The following is a 20071-nucleotide window of genomic DNA, read 5'->3' on the forward strand; positions in this document are numbered from 1 at the left end:
CCTCATCCTGCGCCCGCCGCCGGGGCGGACGCCACGACCGGCCTTCTCCCTGCTGGTAGGCGCCGCCTCCCAGCGACGTACCATGACAAGCGTGGAGCTGCGCCAACTGCGGTACTTCCTCGCGGTCGCCGAGGAACTGAACTTCGGCCGGGCCGCCGAGCGCCTGCTGATCGCCGGACCCTCCCTGTCACAGCAGATCAAGGCGCTCGAACGCGACCTCGGCGTGCGACTGTTCGATCGCGACCGCCGGTCCGTCTCCCTCACCGCGGCCGGTACGGCCCTGCTGCCGCACACCCGCGCCCTGCTGGAGCGGGCCGACGACCTCCGGCGCCGCGCCGGCCGGCTGTCCGGATCGGAGCCGGTCCGGCTCGGCTACGTCAACTGGCTCCCCGCCGACCTGACCGCCCGCACCTCCGCGGTGGCCCAACTGCACATCGACGCGTGGATCGCGCCCTCCCACACCCAGGCCGCGCGGGTCGCCGACGGCAGCCTCGACCTGGCCGTGTGCTGGGTACGGACCGAGGACCTGGAACGGCACGGCCTGCGGGCCCGGCTCATCGGCGCCGACCGGCTCTACGCGGTCACCACCGGCAGCGACCCCGGCGAGGTCCGCGCCCAGGACACCGTGGTCCTGCTCGACGACGACACCACCTCCTGGTCGTCGTGGAACGTCTACGCCGAGCAACTGGCCCGTGACACCGGGGCTCGCGCACTGCGCGTCTCCGACGGCGGCATCACCGGGCCCGCGTTCTTCGACCACGTCCGCCGCAGCCGCCGTCCGGTCCTCAACTCCCCCAAGGGCCAGACCACACCGCTGCCGCCGGACCTGGTCCAGCGTCCCGTGATCACGCCCCAGGTCTACTGGACCTGGTCCCTGGTCTGGCGCAGCGGCGAAAATCGCGCCGCGGTCCTCGCCGTCGTCGACACCCTCACCGAGGGCGTCGGCGACCTCGGAACCCGGGCCCCGGACGCCTGGCTGCCCGACGGCGACCCGTACAAGCGGTAGGCGGCGCGGCGGGCCGCACCCGGTCAGAAGACCTGCAGGAAACAGCCGAGGGAAATGACGACCACGGCCACCATCGCGGACAGGATTCTGAGAATCCTCGACATCGTCACAAGAGTCCTTCTCTCACAGACACGTACGCACGAGCCACTCGTCGTGGTTGTACGCGTCTCGCGCCGGATCCGGGACCGTGGCCGGCTTCTCCTCCACCGTGTCCGCCAGGCGGATGCGGTCCGGCAGCTTGCCGAATCGAGCACGGCGCGCCGCCTCGACGGAATCCGGGGTCTTCGCTTCGTACGGCATCTCGTCCTCTTTCGCGTCAGCCTGCCGTGAACCGGCAGACGTCCCACCGAAGGATCGTCACCTGTTCAACTGGTGACGATGCTCGCAAACCAGTGCGTCACCCGTCAAGGGGGTGACGCAAAGGAGGCGGGGGCGGGCGGCGGTTCCCGACGGGAAAGAGGCTCAGCGAAGAGTGGCGACCGCGGTGCGGCAGAGGAAGTCCTCGGCGCGGTCCCACGACCAGCCGTTCTCCACGACCAGCGTGCGCCAGCCCGTCGGGCCGAACCAGAACCACAGGAGGTCCGCCGTCTCCTCCTCGGAGCACCGGGGCTGTGGCGTCAGGGTGTGCAGATGGCCGGCGGCGGTGCGCAGCGCGTCCCGGTAGGCCGCGGTGGCGCGTTCCCACAGCACCTCGCCGTGCTCATGGACGGGCAGCGCCTTACGCAGCACCTCGTGCACCGTGAACTGCCCCTCGTTGCCCGCCCGCGTGCCGCGCGCCAGCGCTCGCAGCACCGCCTCCGGTGTCCGCAGGGCGAGAACCTGCCGCATGGCCTGCTCGTAACCGGACGCACCCACACCCTGGTCGACGATCCGGTCCAGGATGTCGGCCTTGCTGCCGACGCTCGCGAAGACGGTCTTCGACGCGACACCGGCCGCCGACGCGATGTCCGCGACGGTCACCCGCCCATAGCCGCGGTCGGCGAACAGTTCGGCCGCCCGCCGGAGGATCAGCGCGCGGGTCTGCGCGGCTGCCTGCTCACGCAAGGGGGAGACATAGGCGCGCTTGGACGACATGACACCATCTTAACCGACATGATCACATGGTCCAGGTATTCATTAGGCTGTGTGTAACCTTGATATGCGAGTCAACGGATCACAGCGAGCGAAAGCGACGGACACCATGGGAATGGACACCACGGAACTGGCCCACGGGCTCTTCCAGGTACTTGAGACAGGAGATCCCGCCCTGGCCGCCGACGTGGTGGGCGAGGACTTCCACAACCGCGAGGCGGCCGTGTCACCCCCGGCCTGCTCGATCCCCGGCCCCGCGGGCGTTCTGGCCTCGGGCGCGTGGATGCGGTCGGCCTTCAGCGACCTGCGGTTCCCCGTCCTCGGCATCGCCCGCGACGACGACCGGATCTGGGTGCGGCTGCGCATGCAGGGGCAGCACACCGGCCCGTTCGTACGCTTCAAGGACGGCGCCCTCGACCAGGCCATCCCTCCCACCGGACGCGCAATCGACTTCGAGCAGATACACCTGCTCGACCTGCGCGACGGCAAGGTGATCAGGCACGAGGCGGTACGCGACGACATCACCATGCTCGGCCAGCTCGGCGTCTTTCCCCCGGCCCCGGCCACCGCGCTGCGCATGGTCACCTGGCGGGTGACCGGCCGGGCCGCTCGCGCGGCCGCCCAGGTCACGACGCGGGCAGCCGAAGCGGCCGCCCTGCTCCGCGACCCGGCGCACCCGGACCGCTGAGCCCCTGCGCGGCGACCCGTCCGCGGGGCAACCCGGCACGCCCCCGCTGATTGCCCGCGGACGGGGCAGGAGTCGAGGAGGTACGCGTACCGCGCTCACCCAAGAACGTCGGTACACGTGACCTGCGTCCGTTCAACGCCGATACTGCCGGGAGAAGGTTCCTCCGACCGCCGATCCGCACGCCACCCATCCAGATGTGACGACCCGTCAGCACAGTCGGCGACGGGCCGGCACCGACCCCGTCGGCCCTCGCTCCAGGACCACGTGGAAGGCCATGGTCAGAAACCAGCCTCACCCGCTCTGACCAGGCAAAAACCCGGCCAGAGGCTAAACTGTAGGTCTCACCAGGAGGAACCCATGAGGATGCTCATCAACGTTCCGGAAACCGTGGTGGCCGACGCACTGCGCGGCATGGCTGTCGCCCATCCGGAACTCACCGTGGACGTGGAGAACCGGGTGGTCGTGCGCAGGGACGCGCCGGTCGCCGGGAAGGTCGGCCTCGTGTCGGGCGGCGGCTCCGGGCACGAGCCGCTGCACGGGGGTTTCGTGGGGCGCGGGATGCTGGACGCGGCCTGTCCGGGAGAGGTGTTCACCTCTCCCGTACCGGACCAGATGGCCCGGGCCGCCGCCGCCGTGGACAGCGGGGCCGGCGTGCTGTTCGTGGTGAAGAACTACACCGGCGACGTCCTGAACTTCGACATGGCCGCCGAGCTGGCCGAGGACGAGGGCATCCGGATCGCCAAGGTGCTGGTCAACGACGATGTCGCGGTGACCGACAGCCTCTTCACGGCGGGCCGGCGCGGCACCGGCGGCACCCTGTTCGTGGAGAAGATCGCAGGCGCCGCCGCCGAGGAGGGCGCGCCGCTGGAGCAGGTCGCGGCGGTCGCGCGGAAGGTGAACGAGGCGTCGCGCAGCTTCGGGGTGGCCCTGAGCGCGTGCAGCACCCCGGCCAAGGGCAGCCCGACCTTCGATCTGCCGGCCGGGGAGCTGGAGCTGGGGATCGGCATCCACGGCGAGCCCGGCCGGGAGCGGCGGCCGATGATGACGGCCGGGGAGATCGCCGAGGTGGCGGTGGACGCGGTGCTGGAGGACCTGCGGCCGCAGCTGCCGGTGCTGGTCCTGGTGAACGGCATGGGCGCGACGCCCCTGCTGGAGCTGTACGGCTTCGCCGCCGAGGTGCACCGGGTCCTCGCCCTGCGTGACGTCGCGGTGGCCCGGACTCTGGTGGGCAACTACGTGACCTCGCTCGACATGGCCGGGGCGTCGGTGACGCTCTGCCAGGTGGACGAGGAACTGCTCCGCCTGTGGGACGCGCCGGTCGTCACGGCCGGACTGCGCTGGGGCGCCTGACACAAGGCAGGAGGAGATGACGTCCATGAGTGAACAACCGTCACCCGGTCCGGTGGTCGACGCGGCGTTCTTCCGCCGCTGGCTCACGGCCGCGGCCGCCGTGATCGACCGTGAGGCCCCGCGGCTGACCGAACTCGACTCCCCCATCGGCGACGCCGACCACGGCAGCAATCTGCGCCGGGGCTTCACCGCCGCGCGCACCGCCATCGAGAAGGAGCCGCCGGAGACCCCCGGGGACGTCCTCGTACAGACCGGGCGGCAGCTCATCAGCACCGTCGGCGGTGCCTCGGGACCGCTGTACGGGACGCTGCTGCGCAAGGCCGGCAAGGCGCTCGGCGACAAGCCGCGGGCCACCCCGGAGCAGCTGCGGGACGCCCTGAAGGCCGGGGTCGACGGGGTCGCCCAGCTGGGCGGCGCCGCACCCGGCGACAAGACGATGCTGGACGCGCTGGTACCGGCCGTGGAGGCGCTGTCCTTCGCTCTGGACAAGGGCGCCGGGCTGGTCGACGCGCTGGCCGCGGCGCGAATGGCGGCGGACGAGGGCGCGCTGGCGACCGTACCGCTGCAGGCCCGCAAGGGCCGGGCGAGCTATCTGGGCGAGCGCAGCATCGGCCACCAGGATCCCGGGGCGACCTCGTCGGCACTGCTGGTCGGGGTGCTGGCCGAGACGGCGCGGGAGCCCGCGGCGGGAGGCGGCTCATGACGGTCGGCGTGGTGCTGGTCTCGCACAGCGCGGCGGTCGCCGAGGCCGTCGCGCAACTGGCCACGGGGCTGGCCGGCAGCGGTGAGCCGGCACCGGTCGCGGCCGCCGGGGGCACCCCGGACGGCGGCCTCGGCACGGACGCCGAGGCCATAGTCAAGGCCGCCCGAGCCGTGGACCGGGGCGACGGGGTGGCGGTGCTGGCCGATCTGGGCAGTGCCGTGCTGACCGTCAAGGCCCTGCTGTCCGACGAGGACGAACTGCCGTCCGACACCCGGCTGATCGACGCCCCCTTCGTCGAGGGCGCCGTGGCGGCCGTGGTCACCGCGTCCGCCGGTGCCGGACTGGACGCGGTGGCAGCCGCCGCCGGGGACGCCTACTCCTACCGCAAGGTGTGATCGAGGGCATGGACGAACAGGGCTGGATCTGGCTGCTGACCGGGGTGGGCGCGGTGGTGGCACTGGTGACGCTGGTGGTCACCGCGCGGTTGTATCTGCGGCTGGTCCGCACCCGGCGACTCCTCACGGACGCCGGGATCCCGGCACAGGGCAAGCTGGCGTTCTGGGCGGCGGTGATCTATCTGGTGTGCCCGGTCGACCTGCTGCCCGATCCCATCCTCATCGACGACATCGGCTTCCTGCTGCTGGCCCTGCGCTCCCTGGACAAGGCGGCGGCCCGGGCCGGCGTCCGAACGCTGACCGGTCGCTGAGGGGTGTCCACGACGCGGTCACCGGGCTAGCCGTCGGGCAGGGGCCCGGCGTCGGGCAGGGGCCCGGCGTCGGGCAGGGGCCCGGCGGGGCCCGGGGCGAGGTCCTGCTCGGCCCAGATGATCTTGCCGTCGGCGGTGTGGCGGGTGCCCCAGCGCTGCGCGAACTGGGAGACCAGGAACAGGCCACGGCCGCCCTCGTCGCTCGCACGGGCGTGGCGCAGGTGCGGTGACGTACTGCTGGCGTCCGAGACCTCGCAGATCAGGGTGCGTTCGAGGATCAGCCGTAGTCCGATCGGCCCGGATGCGTGCCGGATGGCGTTGGTGACCAGTTCGCTGACGACGAGTTCGGTGGTGAAGGCCAGTTCGCCGTCCAGACCCCAGGTGCCCAGCTGGCCGGCGGCCATCTCGCGGGAGCGGGCGACGACGGCCGGGTCGGCGGGCAGGTCCCAGGAGGCGACCTGCCCGGCGTCCAGGCTGCGGGTCCTGGCCAGCAGCAGGGCGGCGTCGTCGAAGGGGCGGCGGGGGGCCAGTTCGTCGACGGCGCGGGTGCACATCCGGTCCAGGGACAGGTCCCGGGACTCCAGATAGTGGCGCAGGGTGTCGCGGGCGCTCTCGGTGCCCGCGACGAGGCCGTCGGTGTAGAGGGCCAGCAGGGTGCCCTCCTCGATGCCCAGTTCGAGGGACTCGAACGGCAGTCCGCCGACGCCGAGCGCCGGACCGACGGGCAGGGCGGGGAAGTAGACCCGGCCGTCGCCGGGGGCGACGATCGCGGGCGGCGGATGGCCGGCGCTGGCCATGACGCAGATCTGGCTCACCGGATCGTAGACTGCATACAAACAACTGGATCCAGGGGCGCCGATGCCGAGTTCGCGCTCGGGCCGGACGCGCCCGGTGTCGTGCGCCCACTCGGCACCACCAGCACGTTCGGCACCATCAAGCCCACCTGCCCCGTCAACCCCGCCGGCCCCGTCGGCCCGGGCCTCCCGGACCACCTGACTGACCAGGTCGTCCAGATGGGCGAGCAGTTCCTCGGGCGGCAGGTCCAGGTCCGCCAGCGTCCGTACGGCCGTGCGCAGTTGCCCCATCGTGGCGGCCGCCTCGATCCCGTGGCCCACCACCTCGCCCACCACCAGGGCGACCCGGGCGCCCGGCAGCGGGATCACGTCGAACCAGTCGCCGCCGACACCGATCAGCTGGTCGGCGGGGCGGTAGCAGGAGGCCACCTCCACCGCGTCCTGCTGCGGGATGCCGTGCGGCAGCAGGCTGCGCTGGAGCACCAGGGCGGCGTCGCGTTCCCGGGTGTAGCGGCGGGCGTTGTCGATGCAGACGGCCGCCCGGGCCACGAACTCCTCGGCCAGCCGCAGATCGTCCACGTCGAACGGCTCGTCGCGCTCGGTGCGGTAGAACAGCGTGACACCGAGCGTGGCGCCCCGGGCGCGGATCGGGACCACCATCGCGGTGTGCAGGCCCAGCGTCCCGAAGCGCTCGGCCCGTCCTGCGGGCTGTGCGCTGCCCCATTCCAGATCGCGCGGGTCGAGCCGGGTGACCAGCCAGGAGCGGCCCTCGGCCAGACAGCGCAGCGGTGGCGAGGACTCCTGGTACACGGGGGTCTCACCGACGCGGTAGGCCGGCTGGGGACAGCCCTCCCGCAGCGACCGCATCCCGGCCCGCCGCAGCCGGGCCGGGGCACCGGTGACCGGTCCGGACGGCGGCTCGCAGCCCTTGACCACGGACTCCAGCAGCTCGACCACGACGAAGTCGGCGAGATCGGGCACCGCCACCTCGGCGAGTTCGCGCGCCGTGGCGCCGATGTCCAGGCTGCGGCCGATCCGCTCGCTGGCCCGGTCGAGCAGGGACAGCCGGTGCCGGGCGCGATAGCGGTCGGTGATGTCCACGACCGAGTAGCACACACCCAGGGGGTGACCGTTGTCGTCCTCCAGCCGGACGAAGGACATCGAGTGGGCCTGCTCCTGGTCCGGAGCCGACCGGGGGCGCCCGAGGTGCTCGTAGTCCGTGACGGGCACCCCGGTCTCCAGGACCTGGCGCATCTGGGCCTCCACCATGTCGGCCTTCAGACCCGGCTGGATCTCCCGCAGCCGCCGGCCGCGCCGTTCCTCGGCCGTCCCGCCGCCGAAGCGCTCCATCGCGGCGTTGGACCACACGCAGCGCAGTTCGGTGTCGACGACGGCCTGGCCGACCGGGGAACGGGTCACCATCCGTTCCAGCACGACCGGGCTCATCCCCCACAGCGGGCTCAGTGCCACGTCCTCGGCCAGCACCAGCCAGTACGTGCCGCCCGGCTCCCCGGACAGAGCCACGACGCGGATCTCCACCGGCACCGTACGGCCGTCCCGGTGGCGGGCCGTGACCAGGCCGGCCCAGCTGCCCTCGGCCCGGGCCCGGGCGGCGAGGCCGGCGCGGCCGGCTGCGTCGTCCGAGGCCAGCAGGTCGGCGGCGGGCTGCCCGAGGACGGCCCCGGCGTCGTGGCCGAGCAGCCGTTCGGCGGCGGGGGGCCAGCGCAGCACCCGCCCGTGGGCGTCGAGCGGCAGCGTGACGGCACCGGTCTCCTCGCCACTCCAGCCGCTGTTCATCCGCACGGCGTCCGCTCCGTCCCGCTGACTCGCGCCCCTTCGTTGCCGATTGCTTCCACTCTGTCAGGGTTGGGGCGATATCGCCGCTCGTCAGTGCTTGACGGCCCGCAGGATGACGAACTTCGGATCGGCGGCGACGATCTCGCATTCGCCGAAGAGGCGGCGGAGTTTCAGGTGGTAGCCGAGGTGGCGGTTGCCGATGACCCACAGCTCGCCGCCGGCCCGCAGGGCTTCGCGCGAACCGGTGAACATACGCCACGCGGTCGCGTCACCGGTGGTCTGGTGGGTGTGGAACGGCGGGTTGTTGAGGACCAGGTCCACCGAGTCGGCCGGGATCCCGGACAGGCCGTCCCCGACCAGGAACTCGGCCTTCGCGCCGGGCCCGGCGTTGGTACGGAAGGTGGCCTCCGCGGAGGCGACGGCCTGGTAGGACTCGTCGACGAAGACCAGCTCGGCCTGCGGGTTGTCCAGCGCGGCGGCCGTACCGACCACGCCGTTGCCGCAGCCCAGGTCCACCACGCGCTCCAGGCCCCGGCGCTGCGGCAGATGGGCCAGGAAGAAGCGGGTGCCGATGTCGAGGCGCTCGGCGCAGAAGATGCCCGCGTGATTGGTCACCGTACGCCCCGAGACCGCTCCGACTCCGCCGGGCAGGGTGTAGCTGAGCGGCCACGGGCTGCCGTTGCGGGCGAGCCGCGCATCGGGCGAGCAGTGGATCAGCCGCGCCTTGCGGTCGGCCAGCGAGGTCCGGGTCGGGCCGAGGATCCGCTCGAACAGCTTGATCGTCGAGGTGTGGATCTCCTTGACCATGCCGGTGCCGACCACCACGGTGCCCGGGTGGACGGCCGGCGCCAGGCGGTGCAGCTGGTCCTCCAGCAGCGCCAGGCTCTTCGGCACCCTGACCAGCAGCACATCGATCCGCTCCGGCGGCGTGTCGCGGGCCGACAGCAGCCGTACCGCGTCCGTGCCGGCCCCCGGACCGGGCTCCGCGTCCGGCTCCGCGTCGGGCTCCGGGTCGGGCTCCGGGTCCGGCTCCGCGTCCGGCTCGGCGTTGCGCCGGAGGTTGGCCAGGGTCGCCCGCTGGGTGAGGTAGGAGTCGGTGATCTGTACGGGGTGGTGGCCGGCCAGCGCGGTGGTCAGGGCGCCCCAGCGGTCGCCCACCACGACCACGGTGCCCGACAGCTCCACCTGTTCGGACTCCAGGTGCCGCAGCAGATACTCGTCGGCGGCGTCCCAGGCGCGCAGCCTGTCACGGGGGTCCTCGGGATAGCGGGTGAGCTCGAACACACCCGTTGACGTCGTCAAACGGTTCATCGTGCCCTCAGGCTAGCCCAGCCGCCCCGCCCGCCGCCGCGCCCGCCTGCGCAGCAGCACCGGCGGCACGGCACCCACGAGGGCCAGGGCACCGGGTGCGGCGCCGGTCGCCGCGGCGTCGAGGCCCGACTGGTCGAAGGTGCCGGGGACGGGCAGGGTGGCCCAGCGGCCCGGGGGCCAGGCGACGACGACGGCGCGGCCGACGACCGAGTCGACCGGCACGAAGCCGTCGTACTTGTCGCCCCGGTTGTAGCGGGAGTCCCCCGAGGCCTGGCGGTGGTCGCCCATGACCCAGATCCGGTCCTTGGGCACGGTCACCTTGAACTGACCGCCGCCGTCGAGGCTGCACGGCGTGTTGCCGGCGAAGACATAGGGCTCGTCGAGGGCCTTGCCGTTGACCTTGAGGGGCTTCTCGCCCCGGCACTCGACCGTGTCACCGGCGACCGCCACCACCCGCTTGATCAGGTCCTTCTCCTGGGCGGACGGCATGAGGCCGATGAAGCTCAGCACCGTCTGCACGGTGTTCTGCCGGGGGGTCGGCTCGCCCCTGAGCCACTGGTCCGGGTCGTGGAAGACCACGACCTCGCCCCGCTCGGGCTCCGCGCCGAACCAGGGCGTCAGCTTGTCCACCAGGACCCGGTCGCCCACCTGCAGGGTGTTCATCATCGAGCCGGAGGGGATCGAGAAGGCCTGCACCAGGAAGGTCTTGATGAGCAGCGAGAGGACCAGGGCGATGCCGAGGAGAAGCGGCAGTTCCTTCCAGAAGGAGCGCTGCTTCGCGGGCCCTGGTGCCGGTGGGGCCTGCGGTTCGTCCTCTCCCGACCGTGCGCCGACCGCCAGATCCCCCACGCCCACTCCTCAGTCCAGGTCATGCCCCCGCAGTTCCGCGACCCTATCCCGAGGATCGCGGCGGGCCGGACCCGGTGGCACCTCGTCCGGGCACGCGGGGTACGGAACTTGAGGATCCGCTCCCCGCGTGCCCGGCGGGCTACGCGACCGTGGTGTAGTGCGAGGCGTCCCCCGCGATGGAGTAGCTCTCCTTCTCCTCGATCCCGACCGGCACATCGCCGGCGACCGTCACGCGGTGCAGCCGGCGCGGCAGGCCGTCGTAGTTGTCGATGGCGTAGTGCTGGGTGATCCGGTTGTCGAACAGGACGAGCTGGTTCGGGGACCAGCGCCACCGCAGGATGTTCTCGGGGCGGGTGACGTACGACTGGAACAGGTCGAGGAGCTTGCGGGACTCGCCGACCGACAGGCCCACGATCCGCTGGGCGAAGCCGCCGATGAACAGTCCGCGCTCACCGGTCAGCGGATGGACCCGGACCACCGGGTGGACGGTGCGGTACTTGATGGAGGTGAACTGGGCGCGCTGGCGGGCCTGTTCCTCGTCGATGGCCTCGTCGGGCACCGCGTAGTCGTAGTCGTTGGTGTGCTCGGCCCACAGGGTGTCGGCGAGCGCCCGGAGGGGTTCGGGCAGGTCGCGGTAGGCGGCCGCCGAGTTGGCGATCAGCGTCTCGCCGCCGTACGGCGGGATCGTGATGCTGCGCAGGGTGCTGGCCTGCGGAGGGTTGAGCACGAAGGTGACGTCGGTGTGCCAGTGGTTGGCGGCCCGGCCGCGCTCGCTGTCGACGGGCAGCACGTTGGGGGCGCCGTCGACGGCGGACACGGTCGGGTGGGCGGTGGTGAGTTCGCCGAACCGGCGGGCGAACGTCTGCTGTCCCTCGTCGTCCAGGCCGACGGCGTCGAAGACCAGGGCCTTGTGCTCGTTGAGCGCGGTGCGCAGGGTGGTCACGGTCTTGTCGTCGAGGGGTTCGGCGAGGTCGACGCCGGACACCTGGGCGCCGATCCTCGCGGTGACCTTACGGATTTCGATCCCGGACATGGGCACGGTCCTTTCGGTTCTCAGACGAGGGCGCCGGCGCGGTCGGTGCCGGAGAGGGAGGCGGCGGTGTACTGGTTGGCGGGTCGCGGGAGCCCGTAACGCTCCCGCAGGGTCACCCGCGGGCCGTACTCGCCGCGGAGCAGGCCGCGGGCGCGGAGGATCGGCACGACCTGCTCGACGAAGAGTTCGAGGCCCGAGGGCAGTACGGCGGGCATGATGTTGAACCCGTCGGCGGCGCCGAGGCTGAACCAGTCCTCGATCGCGTCGGCGACCTGCTCGGGCGTACCGGCGAACGTCAGATGCCCGCGGCCGCCGCCGAGCCGCCCGATCAGCTCGCGGACGGTGAGCCACTCCCGCCGGGCCAGCTCGACCACGAGCGTGTAGCGGCTCTTGGCCCCCTCGATGGCGTTCTCGGGCGGCAGTTCGGCGGGCAGCCGGGCGTCGAGGTCGAGGGTGCCGGGCGGGAGGTGCAGCAGGTGTTCGAGACGGTCCAGCCCGTGCTCGTAGACGATGTGCTCCTCCAGTACCTGTTCATGTCCGCGCGCCTCGGCCTCGGTGGAGCCGATGACCGGGACGATGCCGGGCAGGATCTTGATGTGGCCGGGGTCCCGGCCCGCCTGCGCCGTACGGGCCTTGAGGTCGGCGTAGAAGTCCTGGGCGTCCCTGAGGGTCTGTTGCGCGGTGAAGACGGCCTCCGCGTACCGGGCCGCGAACCGCTTGCCGTCCTCCGAGGAGCCCGCCTGGACGAGGAGGGGGTAACCCTGGGGCGTACGAGGCACGTTGAGGGCGCCCTCGACGCTGAAATACCGCCCTTTGTGACGCGGTGGATGGATCTTGCGCTCGTCTCCCCACACCCCCGCCGCCTTGTCCGCGACGACCAGGTCGTCCTCCCAGCTGTCCCAGAGCTTGAGCGCCACGTCCAGGAACTCGGCGGCCCGCTCATAGCGGGTGGCGTGCGCGGGCTCGTCGTCGAGACCGAAGTTACGGGCGGCCTCGGCACCGGCGGTGGTGACGATGTTCCAGCCCGCGCGGCCGCCGCTGAGGTGGTCCAGGGAGGCGAATCTGCGGGCGAGGTTGTAGGGGGAGTTGTAGGAGGTGGAGGCGGTGGCGATCAGGCCGATGTGCTCGGTGGCGGTGGCCAGCGCGGTGAGCAGGGTGATGGGTTCGAGGGCGCCGGAGGGGCGCTGGCCGACGCTGTTGAACAGGACCGGGCCGTCGGCGAGGAAGAGCGAGTCGAAGGTGCCGCGTTCGGCGACGCGGGCGAGATTGACGTAGTGCGCGAGGTCGACGCTCGCGTGGGGGTCGCTCTCGGGCAGCCGCCAGGAGGCCTCGTGGTGGCCGGTGTTCATCAGGAAGGCGTTGAGATGGAGTTGACGTCGAGCGGTCACTGGTGGGCCTCCTGGCGTTCTGCCGTGTCCGCGGGCTTGTCCCCGGTCACGTCCCCGGTCACGTCCCCGGTCACGTCCTCCGTCACGCCGAGGGCGGCGAGCAGGCGCTCGCGGTACTCGCCGAGCAGCGGATCACGGTACGAGCGCGGGTGCGGGAGTTCGATGGCCAGATCGAGGCCGACGCGGCCGTGGTCGAGCACGAGCACCCGGTCGGCGAGCACGACCGCCTCGTCCACGTCGTGGGTGACGAGCAGGACGGAGGGCCGGTGGCGCTCCCACAACTCACGCAGCAGGACATGCATCCGGATCCGGGTGAGCGCGTCCAGGGCGCCGAACGGCTCGTCGGCGAGCAGGAGTTCGGGCTCGCGGACGAGGGAGCGGGCCAGCGCGGCGCGCTGGGCCTCGCCGCCGGACAGTTCGTTGGGCCAGGCCCGTTCGCGTCCCGCGAGGCCCACTTCGGCGAGGGCGGCGCGACCCTTCAGCGCCGCCTCCTTGCCCTCCGTACCGAGCAGGACGTTGTCCAGGACGCGGCGCCAGGGGAGCAGCCGGGAATCCTGGAAGACCACGGACACCCGCTCCGGGGCGGTGAGCCGGCCGCTTCCGGCGACCTGGTGGTCGAGGCCGGCGATGGCCCGCAGCAGCGTGCTCTTGCCGGAGCCGCTGTGCCCGAGCAGGGCGGTGAACTGACCCGCGGGAATGTCCAGGTCGACGCCGTCGAGGACGGTACGGCCCTCGAAGGAGCGTGTGAGGCCGCGGAGTTGAACGGCCGGTCGGGTCAGTTGCTCAGTGTGCGTCGCCATGACAGCACCCTCCGTTCGATCAGGCGGACCGCGCTGTCGGAGGCCAGACCGAAGACCCCGTAGATCAGCAGGCCGACGAGGATGATGTCCGTACGGCCGTAGTTCTGGGCCTGGAACATCATGTAGCCGAGGCCACTGGTGGCATTGATCTGCTCCAGGACGACCAGCGAGAGCCAGGAGCCGGTCACCCCGAGCCGCAGCCCGACGAAGAAGCCGGGCAGTGCTCCGGGGATGACGATCTGCCGGACGAAGCGCAGCCTGGACAGGCCCTGCACCTCGGCGAGTTCGACGTAGCGGTGGTCGATGCCGGACAGGGCGGCGTGCAGGTTCAGATAGATCGGGATGTAGACGACGATGGCGATGATCGCGATCTTGAAGGTCTCGCCGATGCCGAGCCACAGGATGAACAGCGGGATCAGACCGAGCGTCGGGATCGCCCGGTTGAGGTTCACCGTCCCGTCGATCAGCGCCTCGCCGACGCGGCTGAGCCCGGCGGCGAGCGCCAGGACCACCCCGGCTGCGAGGCCGAGGGCGAAGCCGTACGCGGCGCGCTCCAGGGAGGTGAGGACGTCGGTGGTGAGGGTTCCGTCGGTCCACAGGTCACCGGCGGTGCCGAGGACCGTCCAGGGCGCCGGGATGGCGGCGGGGTCCAGTTGCCCGGCGGCGGACGCGACGGCCCACAGGGCGAAGAACAGGGCGGGCCCGATGAGGCGGGAGGCGGGCAGCCGCTTGCCGGGGGCGAGACCGCGGCGCTTCCTGGCGCGCTGCCGCTGGTCGCCGGCCTTCCGGGCGGGCGGTGCGGCTTCGTCGGCCGTCGTAGCGGTGACAGCGGCCGTGTCCGTGGTGGCGGCGGTGGCGGTCGTGGCGGCGGTGGCGGTCGTGGCGGTCGTCATGGTGATCAACTCCGGTACGAGGCCGGGACCGCCTTGGCGGCGATGCCCTCGAAGCGGCGGTCGAAGAGCGAGCCGACCTTGAACTCCTTCACGAAACCGCCCTCGGCGAGCAGATCGGCGGTCTCCTGCTCCCATGTGATCGCCTCGCCCCAACTCGGCGGGAACAAAGGCTTGTTGGCGAGCTTCGTGATCGACTGGGCCTGCGCGAGCGTGAGGTTCTGTGTCTTGACGTAGAACTCCTCGTTCCAGGCGTCCGGGTTCTCGTACGCCCACACCTGGCCCTGCGCCCAGCGCGGGATGTACGCGGCGACCGCCGCCGCCTTCGCGGAGTCGGCCAGCACCGAGGTCGGCGCCCACAGCAGGTTGAGCAGGTCCACCACATCGGTGGTGATGACGCGGGCGCCCTTGGACCCGTACTGCTTGAGGTAGGCCGGGGACTGGCTGTTGCCGAGCGGGGCGACGTCCACCTGCCCCGCCTGAAGCGCGGTGAAGAACTGATTGCTGGTCAGCGGCACCAGTTTCACGTCGTCGTACGTCAGGCCCGCCGCCTTCAGCGCGCGCAGCAGGACGACTCCCTGGGCCTGCCCCTGCGAGAAGGCCAGCTTCTTGCCCTTGAAGCCCTGGATGTCCTTGATGTCACTGCCGGGCTTGGTGGCGAAGACGTAGTTGGGCTTGCGGGTGATGTTGATCGCGACGATCTTCGCGTCGAGGCCCTGGTAGTACGCCTGGATCGGCGGGATACCGGCGTTGTTGCCGATGTCCAGGGACTTGGCGCGGAAGGCGTTGATGACATCGGGACCCGCGCCGATGTTCACCCAGTCGGCGACGGTGAACGGCAGATCGCTCAGCCCCGCGAGCTTGAACTGCAGCTGCTGGACGTTCTGGTACGAGGCGATCTTGAGGCTCGTACCGGACGGGACCTTGGTGGCCGGCGGGGCGGACAGGGACCCCTTGGACTTGGTGCCGGCGGCGTCGGCGGCGGCGCAGCCGCTCAGCCCGGCGGCGGCGACGCCGAGCAGGGAGGACAGGAAGAGCCGCCGGTCGATACCGGACGTACCGGACGTACCGGACGTGGACGGGGACAGTGCTGGCATGGGAGGACTCCGGGGTTCCAAGTGGCTGGAATGCGCGCGGAATTCCGGGCAGGGCGAAGCCGGAAGGAAAAGGGCACGCATGAGGAGGCGCACGCCGAAGGCGCGGCAAGGAGAGGAGAACCGAGAACGGGGAAGAAGGTGAAGCCGAGCGGACGTCAGTGCGTCAACGCGTCAGCAACAAAGCGTGCGTCCGACCCGCATCAGGTCGATGACACGGCACTTGGTCAGCGGAACCTGGTGCGGCCGGTTCATCGGCGAAAGAACCCGCGCGCTACTCATGTACTCGATGCTCCTGGCCGGACAGAGGCTCTGTCAACATTCCGAGTTTCTGAATTAAGTCACCCCCGGTGGGGCGGGGAAACCGGTTCCGGCGGCACACTCAGCGGGTCCCGGTACAACACGTCGAGAGCCACCGATCCACCCGCCACGGCCAGCACGCTGTCCGGGAAACTGGTCGGTATGACGGCCGCCGCCCGTTCCGGCCCCACCTCCTGGCGCAGTGCGGCCAGGCAGTCCTCCCGGTGGATGGCACCGACCTCCGTGACGACGACGGTGTCGGGGTTGAGCACGTCGAGCAGCAGCCGGGCCGCCCGCCCGACCATCCGGGCCCGCTCCAGCAGCAGACGTACCGCGACCGGGTCGCCGCCGGCCGCCGCGCCGACCACGTGCATCGGGTTGACCGAGCTGATGACCCCCTGCTCGCGTGCCCGCCGGCACAGCGTGCGCTCGCTCAGTTCGGCTTGCAGGCAGCCGGTCCGGCCGCAGTCGCACAGCTCCGTACCGCCGGCGAGCGGCAGATGGGCGATCGCGCCGGCCTGGGAGCGGGGGCCGTGGTGCACCTCGTCGTGGGTGGCGAAGGCCGCGTCCACCACATTGCCGACGAACAGGTGCAGGACGCTGCGGCTGCCCCGCGCCCGCCCGAACAGCCGCTCCCCGTTGACCAGAGCCCGCGCGTGCCCGTCCACCCGGACCGGCAGCCCGGTGCGCGCGCCGATCAGCTCCCGTACGTCCACATCGCGCCAGCGCAGCAGCGCGTGCTCCACGATGGTCCCGGAGTCCCGGTCCACCCAGCCCCCGGCCGCCACGCCGACGGCCAGCGGGGTCCTGCCGGGGGCGTCCGCGAGCAGCGCGTTCAGGTGGCTGGCGGCGTTGGCGAGCACCCGGCCCGGCTCGGTGCCGCCGTCGTGGCCGAGCCGTCGCTCGGCGACCACCCGGCCGCGCAGGTCGAGCAGCGCGACGGTGGTGTACGGCACCGCCACGTGCACTCCGCCGACCACGAACCGGGAGCCGTCCAGGTCGACCGGTACGTGCGGGCGGCCGACCCCCTTCGACTGCCGGGGCGCGGGCGCCTCCCGGATCAGGCCGAGCCCGGCGAGACGGGCGCAGTGGTCGGTCACCGACGCCGGGGACAGCCCGGTCAGCCGGGCGATGGTGCTGCGGGCGACCGGCCCGTGCTCCAGCACGGACCGCAGGACGACGCTGGCGCTGGTTCTGCGCCGATCGCTGTCGGCGGCCCGTACCGGGTAGGAAGGTCGGGAGGGTGCCAGGGAGCGGGGCATGGGGAACTTCCTCGGGAACTGGTCCGACACTGCGCCGTCACGTCTCGGCGAGCCGGATCCACTCCGCCCGCCCTACACGGGGCGACAGGTGGCCGTGCCCTGGCGCCGCAGGTCGACATAGCGACGCGACGCGAAGTTCTCGGCCTGGGCATCCATGTCACGAAGGGTAGGGCTTGGGAGGCCGATTCGACCAGAGGCGGGCTGTTTCGCCCGGTGCGGTACGGCGGTACGGGCGCCGTGCACCGGGCGCCCCAGGGGCCGGGGCCGCGCTTCGGCCGCCCGGCAGACGGGCGGGCCCCGTTACGCGGGGTCGAACCAGGTGGGGCCGTCGGTCAGCGCCAGCTTGATGCAGAGGCGGTGCCGTTCGTTGAGCTCCGGCAGCGCGTCCAGGGCGAACCAGCCCACGTCCAGCGACTCGTCGTCCGCGACCCGTGCCTCGCCGCCGACCGCCCGGCAGCGGATCGCGACGTCCAGGTACTGCGCCCGGTCGCCGTTCGGGTACACCATCGGCCCGATCGTCTGCACCATGACGACCCGCTCGGCCACCGCGTGCACCCCGGTCTCCTCCAGCGCCTCCCGCACCGCCGTCCGGGCCGGCTGCTCGCCGGGCTCGACGATTCCCGCGATCAGCGCCCAACGGCCGGTGTCCGAGCGCTGGTTGAGCAGGACCCGCCCCTGGTCGTCGAAGACCACGGCGGTCACGCCCGGCAGGAACAGCTCCCGCTGTCCGACCGAGGCGCGCAGTTCGGAGATGAATTCCGGGATCGGCATACCCAGAGCGTAACGGCGGCCCTGCCGCGGGTATCCACAAGCGGCCACCGCAGCGGTTACCGTATGCCCGGGCTCCAGGGGGTTGCGGGGGATGGACAGCAGAACGGACGTGCTGGGCGCGGTGCTGCTGGTGTGCTCCGCGTCGTGGGCACTGGTCGCGGCGGCGGGGCGGACGGCACGGCCGGAGGGCGTGCTGCTGGCACTGCTGGCGGTGGCGGCGGGGTACGCGGCCGGGCGCATCGGCGGGTCGCTGCTGCCGGTGGCGGGACCCGGGCTGACAGCGGCGGTCGTGGTGGCGCTGATCGTGGCGGTGCCCGGACGGCCGATGAGCTATGTCAACGCCGATGCCGCGCTGCTGGTGCTGGCGACCGGCGCGGCCGGCTGCGCCGCCTGGTCGGCGCGGTCCCGGGCGGTGCGGCTGGGGCTGCGGCTGCTGGCGGCCGGGGCGGCCGGACTGGCCCTGGCCATCGGGTCGGTGGCCGCCTTCGCCGCGTCGGTGGGTGTGGTGCTCTGCTCGCTGGGGGCCGGCCGGGCCCGCCGGGGGCTCGGCCTCGGGTGGCTGGCGCTGGCCACGGTGGTGGCGGTGGGCGGGACGTACGCGATGGCGGTGGACGCGGTGCCCGCCGGGCTGTCGGCGTCGCTGACCGGTCAGCTCACGCCGGGCCGGGTGGCACTGTGGCGGCAGGCGGTGGAGGTCGCCGGTCGCAATCCGGTGCGCGGGGTGGGGCCGGGGCAGTTCGCCGAGGCCGGCGCCGAGGCCGACCAGGCCGACCAGGCCGACCGGACGGGCCGGACCGACTGGACCGGTCCGTCCGACCGGGCCGGGCGCACCGACGCCGTGGACGCGGTCAGTGCGAGGCTCACGGCCGGCACGGTCGGGGCGGAGGCTCCCCTGCGGTCCGCGCCGCTGCGGCTCGCCGCCGAGGAGGGCGTCCCGGGCCTCGTACTGCTGGCGGCGGCGTACGGATGGGTGCTGTGGGCACTGCGCCGTTCGCCCCGGCCGACCCCGGTGGTGCTGACCGCGGGGGCGGCCCTGACCGGGCTGGCCATGCAGGCCTCGGTGGATCACGTCCTGGGGTACGCGGCCGTCAGCGCCACCGCCGGACTGCTCGCCGGACTGGCCACGGCCCGGCCCCTCTCGGCGTAGCCCGCGCACCCTTGCTCCCCGCCGAGCGGCGGCCTACGCTTGGTGAATCGATTCGACGAATCGATTCGACGCGCCATCGACAGGAGCCGCATGACCACCATCAAGGACGTCGCCGAGCGCGCCGGAGTCGCGCCCAGCACCGTGTCGTACGTCCTGAGCGGCTCGCGCAAGATCTCGGAGGAAACCCGGCGCACGGTGCAGCGCGCGATCGACGAACTCGGCTACCACCCGCGCGCCAGCGCCCGCACGCTGCGCAGCACCCGGACCAACGTGCTGGCCCTGGCGCTGCCCCGCGCGGCGGGCGGATACCGGGCGGTGGACGGCCGGTTCGCCATCGACATCAGCGACGCGGCCCGCTCGCACGGCTACGACGTACTGCTGATGACCGACCAGGAGGGCGTGCAGGGGCTGCGCCGGATCGCCCTCGGCGGCCAGGCCGACGGGGCGATCCTGATGGCCGTGGAGATGGAGGACCCGCGCATCGACGCGATGTGCGAACTCGGCTTCCCCGCCGCCCTGCTCGGCCGCTCCTCCGACGACACCGCCCTGCCCTGGACCGACCTCGACTGGGAGGCCGCCGCCGCGCTCGCCGTGCACGAACTGGCGGCGGCCGGTCACCGCGACATCGCCTACCTCGCCACGACCGAGCACGAGATCCAGGCCAGGCGCGGCTACGCGATCCGCGGCGTGGCCGGCGCGCGCCGGGCCGCTCCGGAGACCGACGCCGCCGTGCGGGTCCACCAGTCCACCGGTGACATGGCCCGGCTCACCCGGCGGCTGCGCAGCCTGCTCACCGGTGAACGGCCGCCGACCGCGCTGATCGTGCAGCATGTCGCGGCGCTGCCGCACATCCTGGCGGCGGTCGCGGCCGAGGGGCTGCGGGTCCCGGACGACCTGTCCGTGATGGCGGTGGGCAACCTTCCGGACGATGTCGGGGGGCGCGATCTGCCGCGTATCGAGATCCCGGTGTCCGAGATGTCCGCCGAGGTGACCCGGCTGGCCGTCGAATCGATCACTGGCAAGGCCCAAGTCCCGGCTCCGCACCGGCTGATCGCCCCGGTGCTCGTGCCGGGCCCGCGCGTCGCCCCGCCCCGACCCCGTGCCTGACCCC

Annotated in this window: 20 protein-coding genes; 8 read left to right on the forward strand and 12 right to left on the reverse strand. The window is 72.3% G+C overall.

Features of this window, described 5'->3' with window-relative positions; translation table 11 throughout:
• The first annotated feature begins 82 nt into the window (after positions 1–82).
• On the forward strand, positions 83–1006 hold the full coding sequence (locus RWE79_RS06670; RefSeq protein WP_475939080.1) for a LysR family transcriptional regulator: 924 nt from the start codon (positions 83–85) through the stop codon (positions 1004–1006).
• Between the two features lie 123 nt (positions 1007–1129).
• Here the strand turns inward: RWE79_RS06670 and RWE79_RS06675 are convergent, their stop codons facing one another.
• Positions 1130–1306: a hypothetical protein gene (locus tag RWE79_RS06675; protein ID WP_475939081.1), complete on the reverse strand. Its 177-nt coding sequence runs from the start codon at positions 1304–1306 to the stop codon at positions 1130–1132.
• A 162-nt stretch (positions 1307–1468) separates the two neighbouring features.
• On the reverse strand, positions 1469–2080 hold the full coding sequence (locus RWE79_RS06680; protein WP_475939082.1) for a TetR/AcrR family transcriptional regulator: 612 nt from the start codon (positions 2078–2080) through the stop codon (positions 1469–1471).
• A 112-nt stretch (positions 2081–2192) separates the two neighbouring features.
• Between RWE79_RS06680 and RWE79_RS06685 the strand changes: the two genes are divergently transcribed.
• The 5 genes from RWE79_RS06685 (at position 2193) to RWE79_RS06705 (ending at position 5524) form a co-directional block, all read left to right on the forward strand.
• Complete coding sequence (locus RWE79_RS06685; protein ID WP_475939083.1) at positions 2193–2765, forward strand: ester cyclase; 573 nt, start codon at positions 2193–2195, stop codon at positions 2763–2765.
• A gap of 357 nt (positions 2766–3122) precedes the next feature.
• Entirely contained in the window at positions 3123–4115 is a 993-nt protein-coding gene (dhaK, locus tag RWE79_RS06690; RefSeq protein WP_475939084.1) for a dihydroxyacetone kinase subunit DhaK, read from the forward strand.
• A 52-nt stretch (positions 4116–4167) separates the two neighbouring features.
• Positions 4168–4818, forward strand: coding sequence for a dihydroxyacetone kinase subunit DhaL (dhaL, locus tag RWE79_RS06695; RefSeq protein ID WP_475945640.1), 651 nt, complete (start codon positions 4168–4170; stop codon positions 4816–4818).
• Positions 4815–5213 carry a PTS-dependent dihydroxyacetone kinase phosphotransferase subunit DhaM gene (locus tag RWE79_RS06700; protein WP_475939085.1) on the forward strand — a complete coding sequence of 133 codons (399 nt, stop codon included), beginning with the start codon at positions 4815–4817 and terminating at the stop codon, positions 5211–5213. The genes dhaL and RWE79_RS06700 overlap by 4 nt, the downstream gene beginning before the upstream one ends.
• A gap of 8 nt (positions 5214–5221) precedes the next feature.
• Entirely contained in the window at positions 5222–5524 is a 303-nt protein-coding gene (locus RWE79_RS06705) for a YkvA family protein (protein ID WP_475939086.1), read from the forward strand.
• 26 nt (positions 5525–5550) lie between these two features.
• Here the strand turns inward: RWE79_RS06705 and RWE79_RS06710 are convergent, their stop codons facing one another.
• From RWE79_RS06710 to RWE79_RS06755, 10 genes are all read right to left on the reverse strand, one after another.
• Entirely contained in the window at positions 5551–8115 is a 2565-nt protein-coding gene (locus tag RWE79_RS06710) for a SpoIIE family protein phosphatase (RefSeq protein WP_475945642.1), read from the reverse strand.
• Positions 8116–8205: 90 nt separating this feature from the next.
• Positions 8206–9426: a methyltransferase gene (locus tag RWE79_RS06715; protein ID WP_475939087.1), complete on the reverse strand. Its 1221-nt coding sequence runs from the start codon at positions 9424–9426 to the stop codon at positions 8206–8208.
• A gap of 12 nt (positions 9427–9438) precedes the next feature.
• Positions 9439–10275 carry a signal peptidase I gene (lepB, locus tag RWE79_RS06720; RefSeq protein WP_475939088.1) on the reverse strand — a complete coding sequence of 279 codons (837 nt, stop codon included), beginning with the start codon at positions 10273–10275 and terminating at the stop codon, positions 9439–9441.
• A gap of 139 nt (positions 10276–10414) precedes the next feature.
• Positions 10415–11308, reverse strand: a complete 894-nt coding sequence (locus RWE79_RS06725) for a TauD/TfdA dioxygenase family protein (RefSeq protein WP_475939089.1) — start codon at positions 11306–11308, stop codon at positions 10415–10417.
• A gap of 20 nt (positions 11309–11328) precedes the next feature.
• Positions 11329–12696: an LLM class flavin-dependent oxidoreductase gene (locus RWE79_RS06730; protein ID WP_475939090.1), complete on the reverse strand. Its 1368-nt coding sequence runs from the start codon at positions 12694–12696 to the stop codon at positions 11329–11331.
• Positions 12693–13496 carry an ABC transporter ATP-binding protein gene (locus RWE79_RS06735; RefSeq protein WP_475939091.1) on the reverse strand — a complete coding sequence of 268 codons (804 nt, stop codon included), beginning with the start codon at positions 13494–13496 and terminating at the stop codon, positions 12693–12695. The genes RWE79_RS06730 and RWE79_RS06735 overlap by 4 nt, the downstream gene beginning before the upstream one ends.
• Positions 13472–14389, reverse strand: coding sequence for an ABC transporter permease (locus RWE79_RS06740; RefSeq protein WP_475939092.1), 918 nt, complete (start codon positions 14387–14389; stop codon positions 13472–13474). Before RWE79_RS06740 ends, RWE79_RS06735 begins: the two co-directional genes overlap by 25 nt.
• Positions 14390–14394: 5 nt before the next feature.
• Entirely contained in the window at positions 14395–15483 is a 1089-nt protein-coding gene (locus tag RWE79_RS06745) for an ABC transporter substrate-binding protein (RefSeq protein ID WP_475939093.1), read from the reverse strand.
• Between the two features lie 338 nt (positions 15484–15821).
• Positions 15822–17042, reverse strand: coding sequence for an ROK family protein (locus tag RWE79_RS06750; protein ID WP_475939094.1), 1221 nt, complete (start codon positions 17040–17042; stop codon positions 15822–15824).
• 300 nt (positions 17043–17342) lie between these two features.
• The gene (locus tag RWE79_RS06755; protein WP_475939095.1) at positions 17343–17813 is read right to left on the reverse strand and encodes an NUDIX hydrolase; all 471 of its coding nucleotides are present in this window, start codon (positions 17811–17813) and stop codon (positions 17343–17345) included.
• A 91-nt stretch (positions 17814–17904) separates the two neighbouring features.
• Between RWE79_RS06755 and RWE79_RS06760 the strand changes: the two genes are divergently transcribed.
• Positions 17905–18960 carry an O-antigen ligase family protein gene (locus tag RWE79_RS06760; RefSeq protein ID WP_475939096.1) on the forward strand — a complete coding sequence of 352 codons (1056 nt, stop codon included), beginning with the start codon at positions 17905–17907 and terminating at the stop codon, positions 18958–18960.
• 42 nt (positions 18961–19002) lie between these two features.
• Positions 19003–20067: a LacI family DNA-binding transcriptional regulator gene (locus RWE79_RS06765; protein WP_475939097.1), complete on the forward strand. Its 1065-nt coding sequence runs from the start codon at positions 19003–19005 to the stop codon at positions 20065–20067.
• The last annotated feature ends 4 nt before the right edge of the window (positions 20068–20071 follow it).

It is taken from the genome of Streptomyces sp. RLA131 (genome assembly GCF_056270125.1).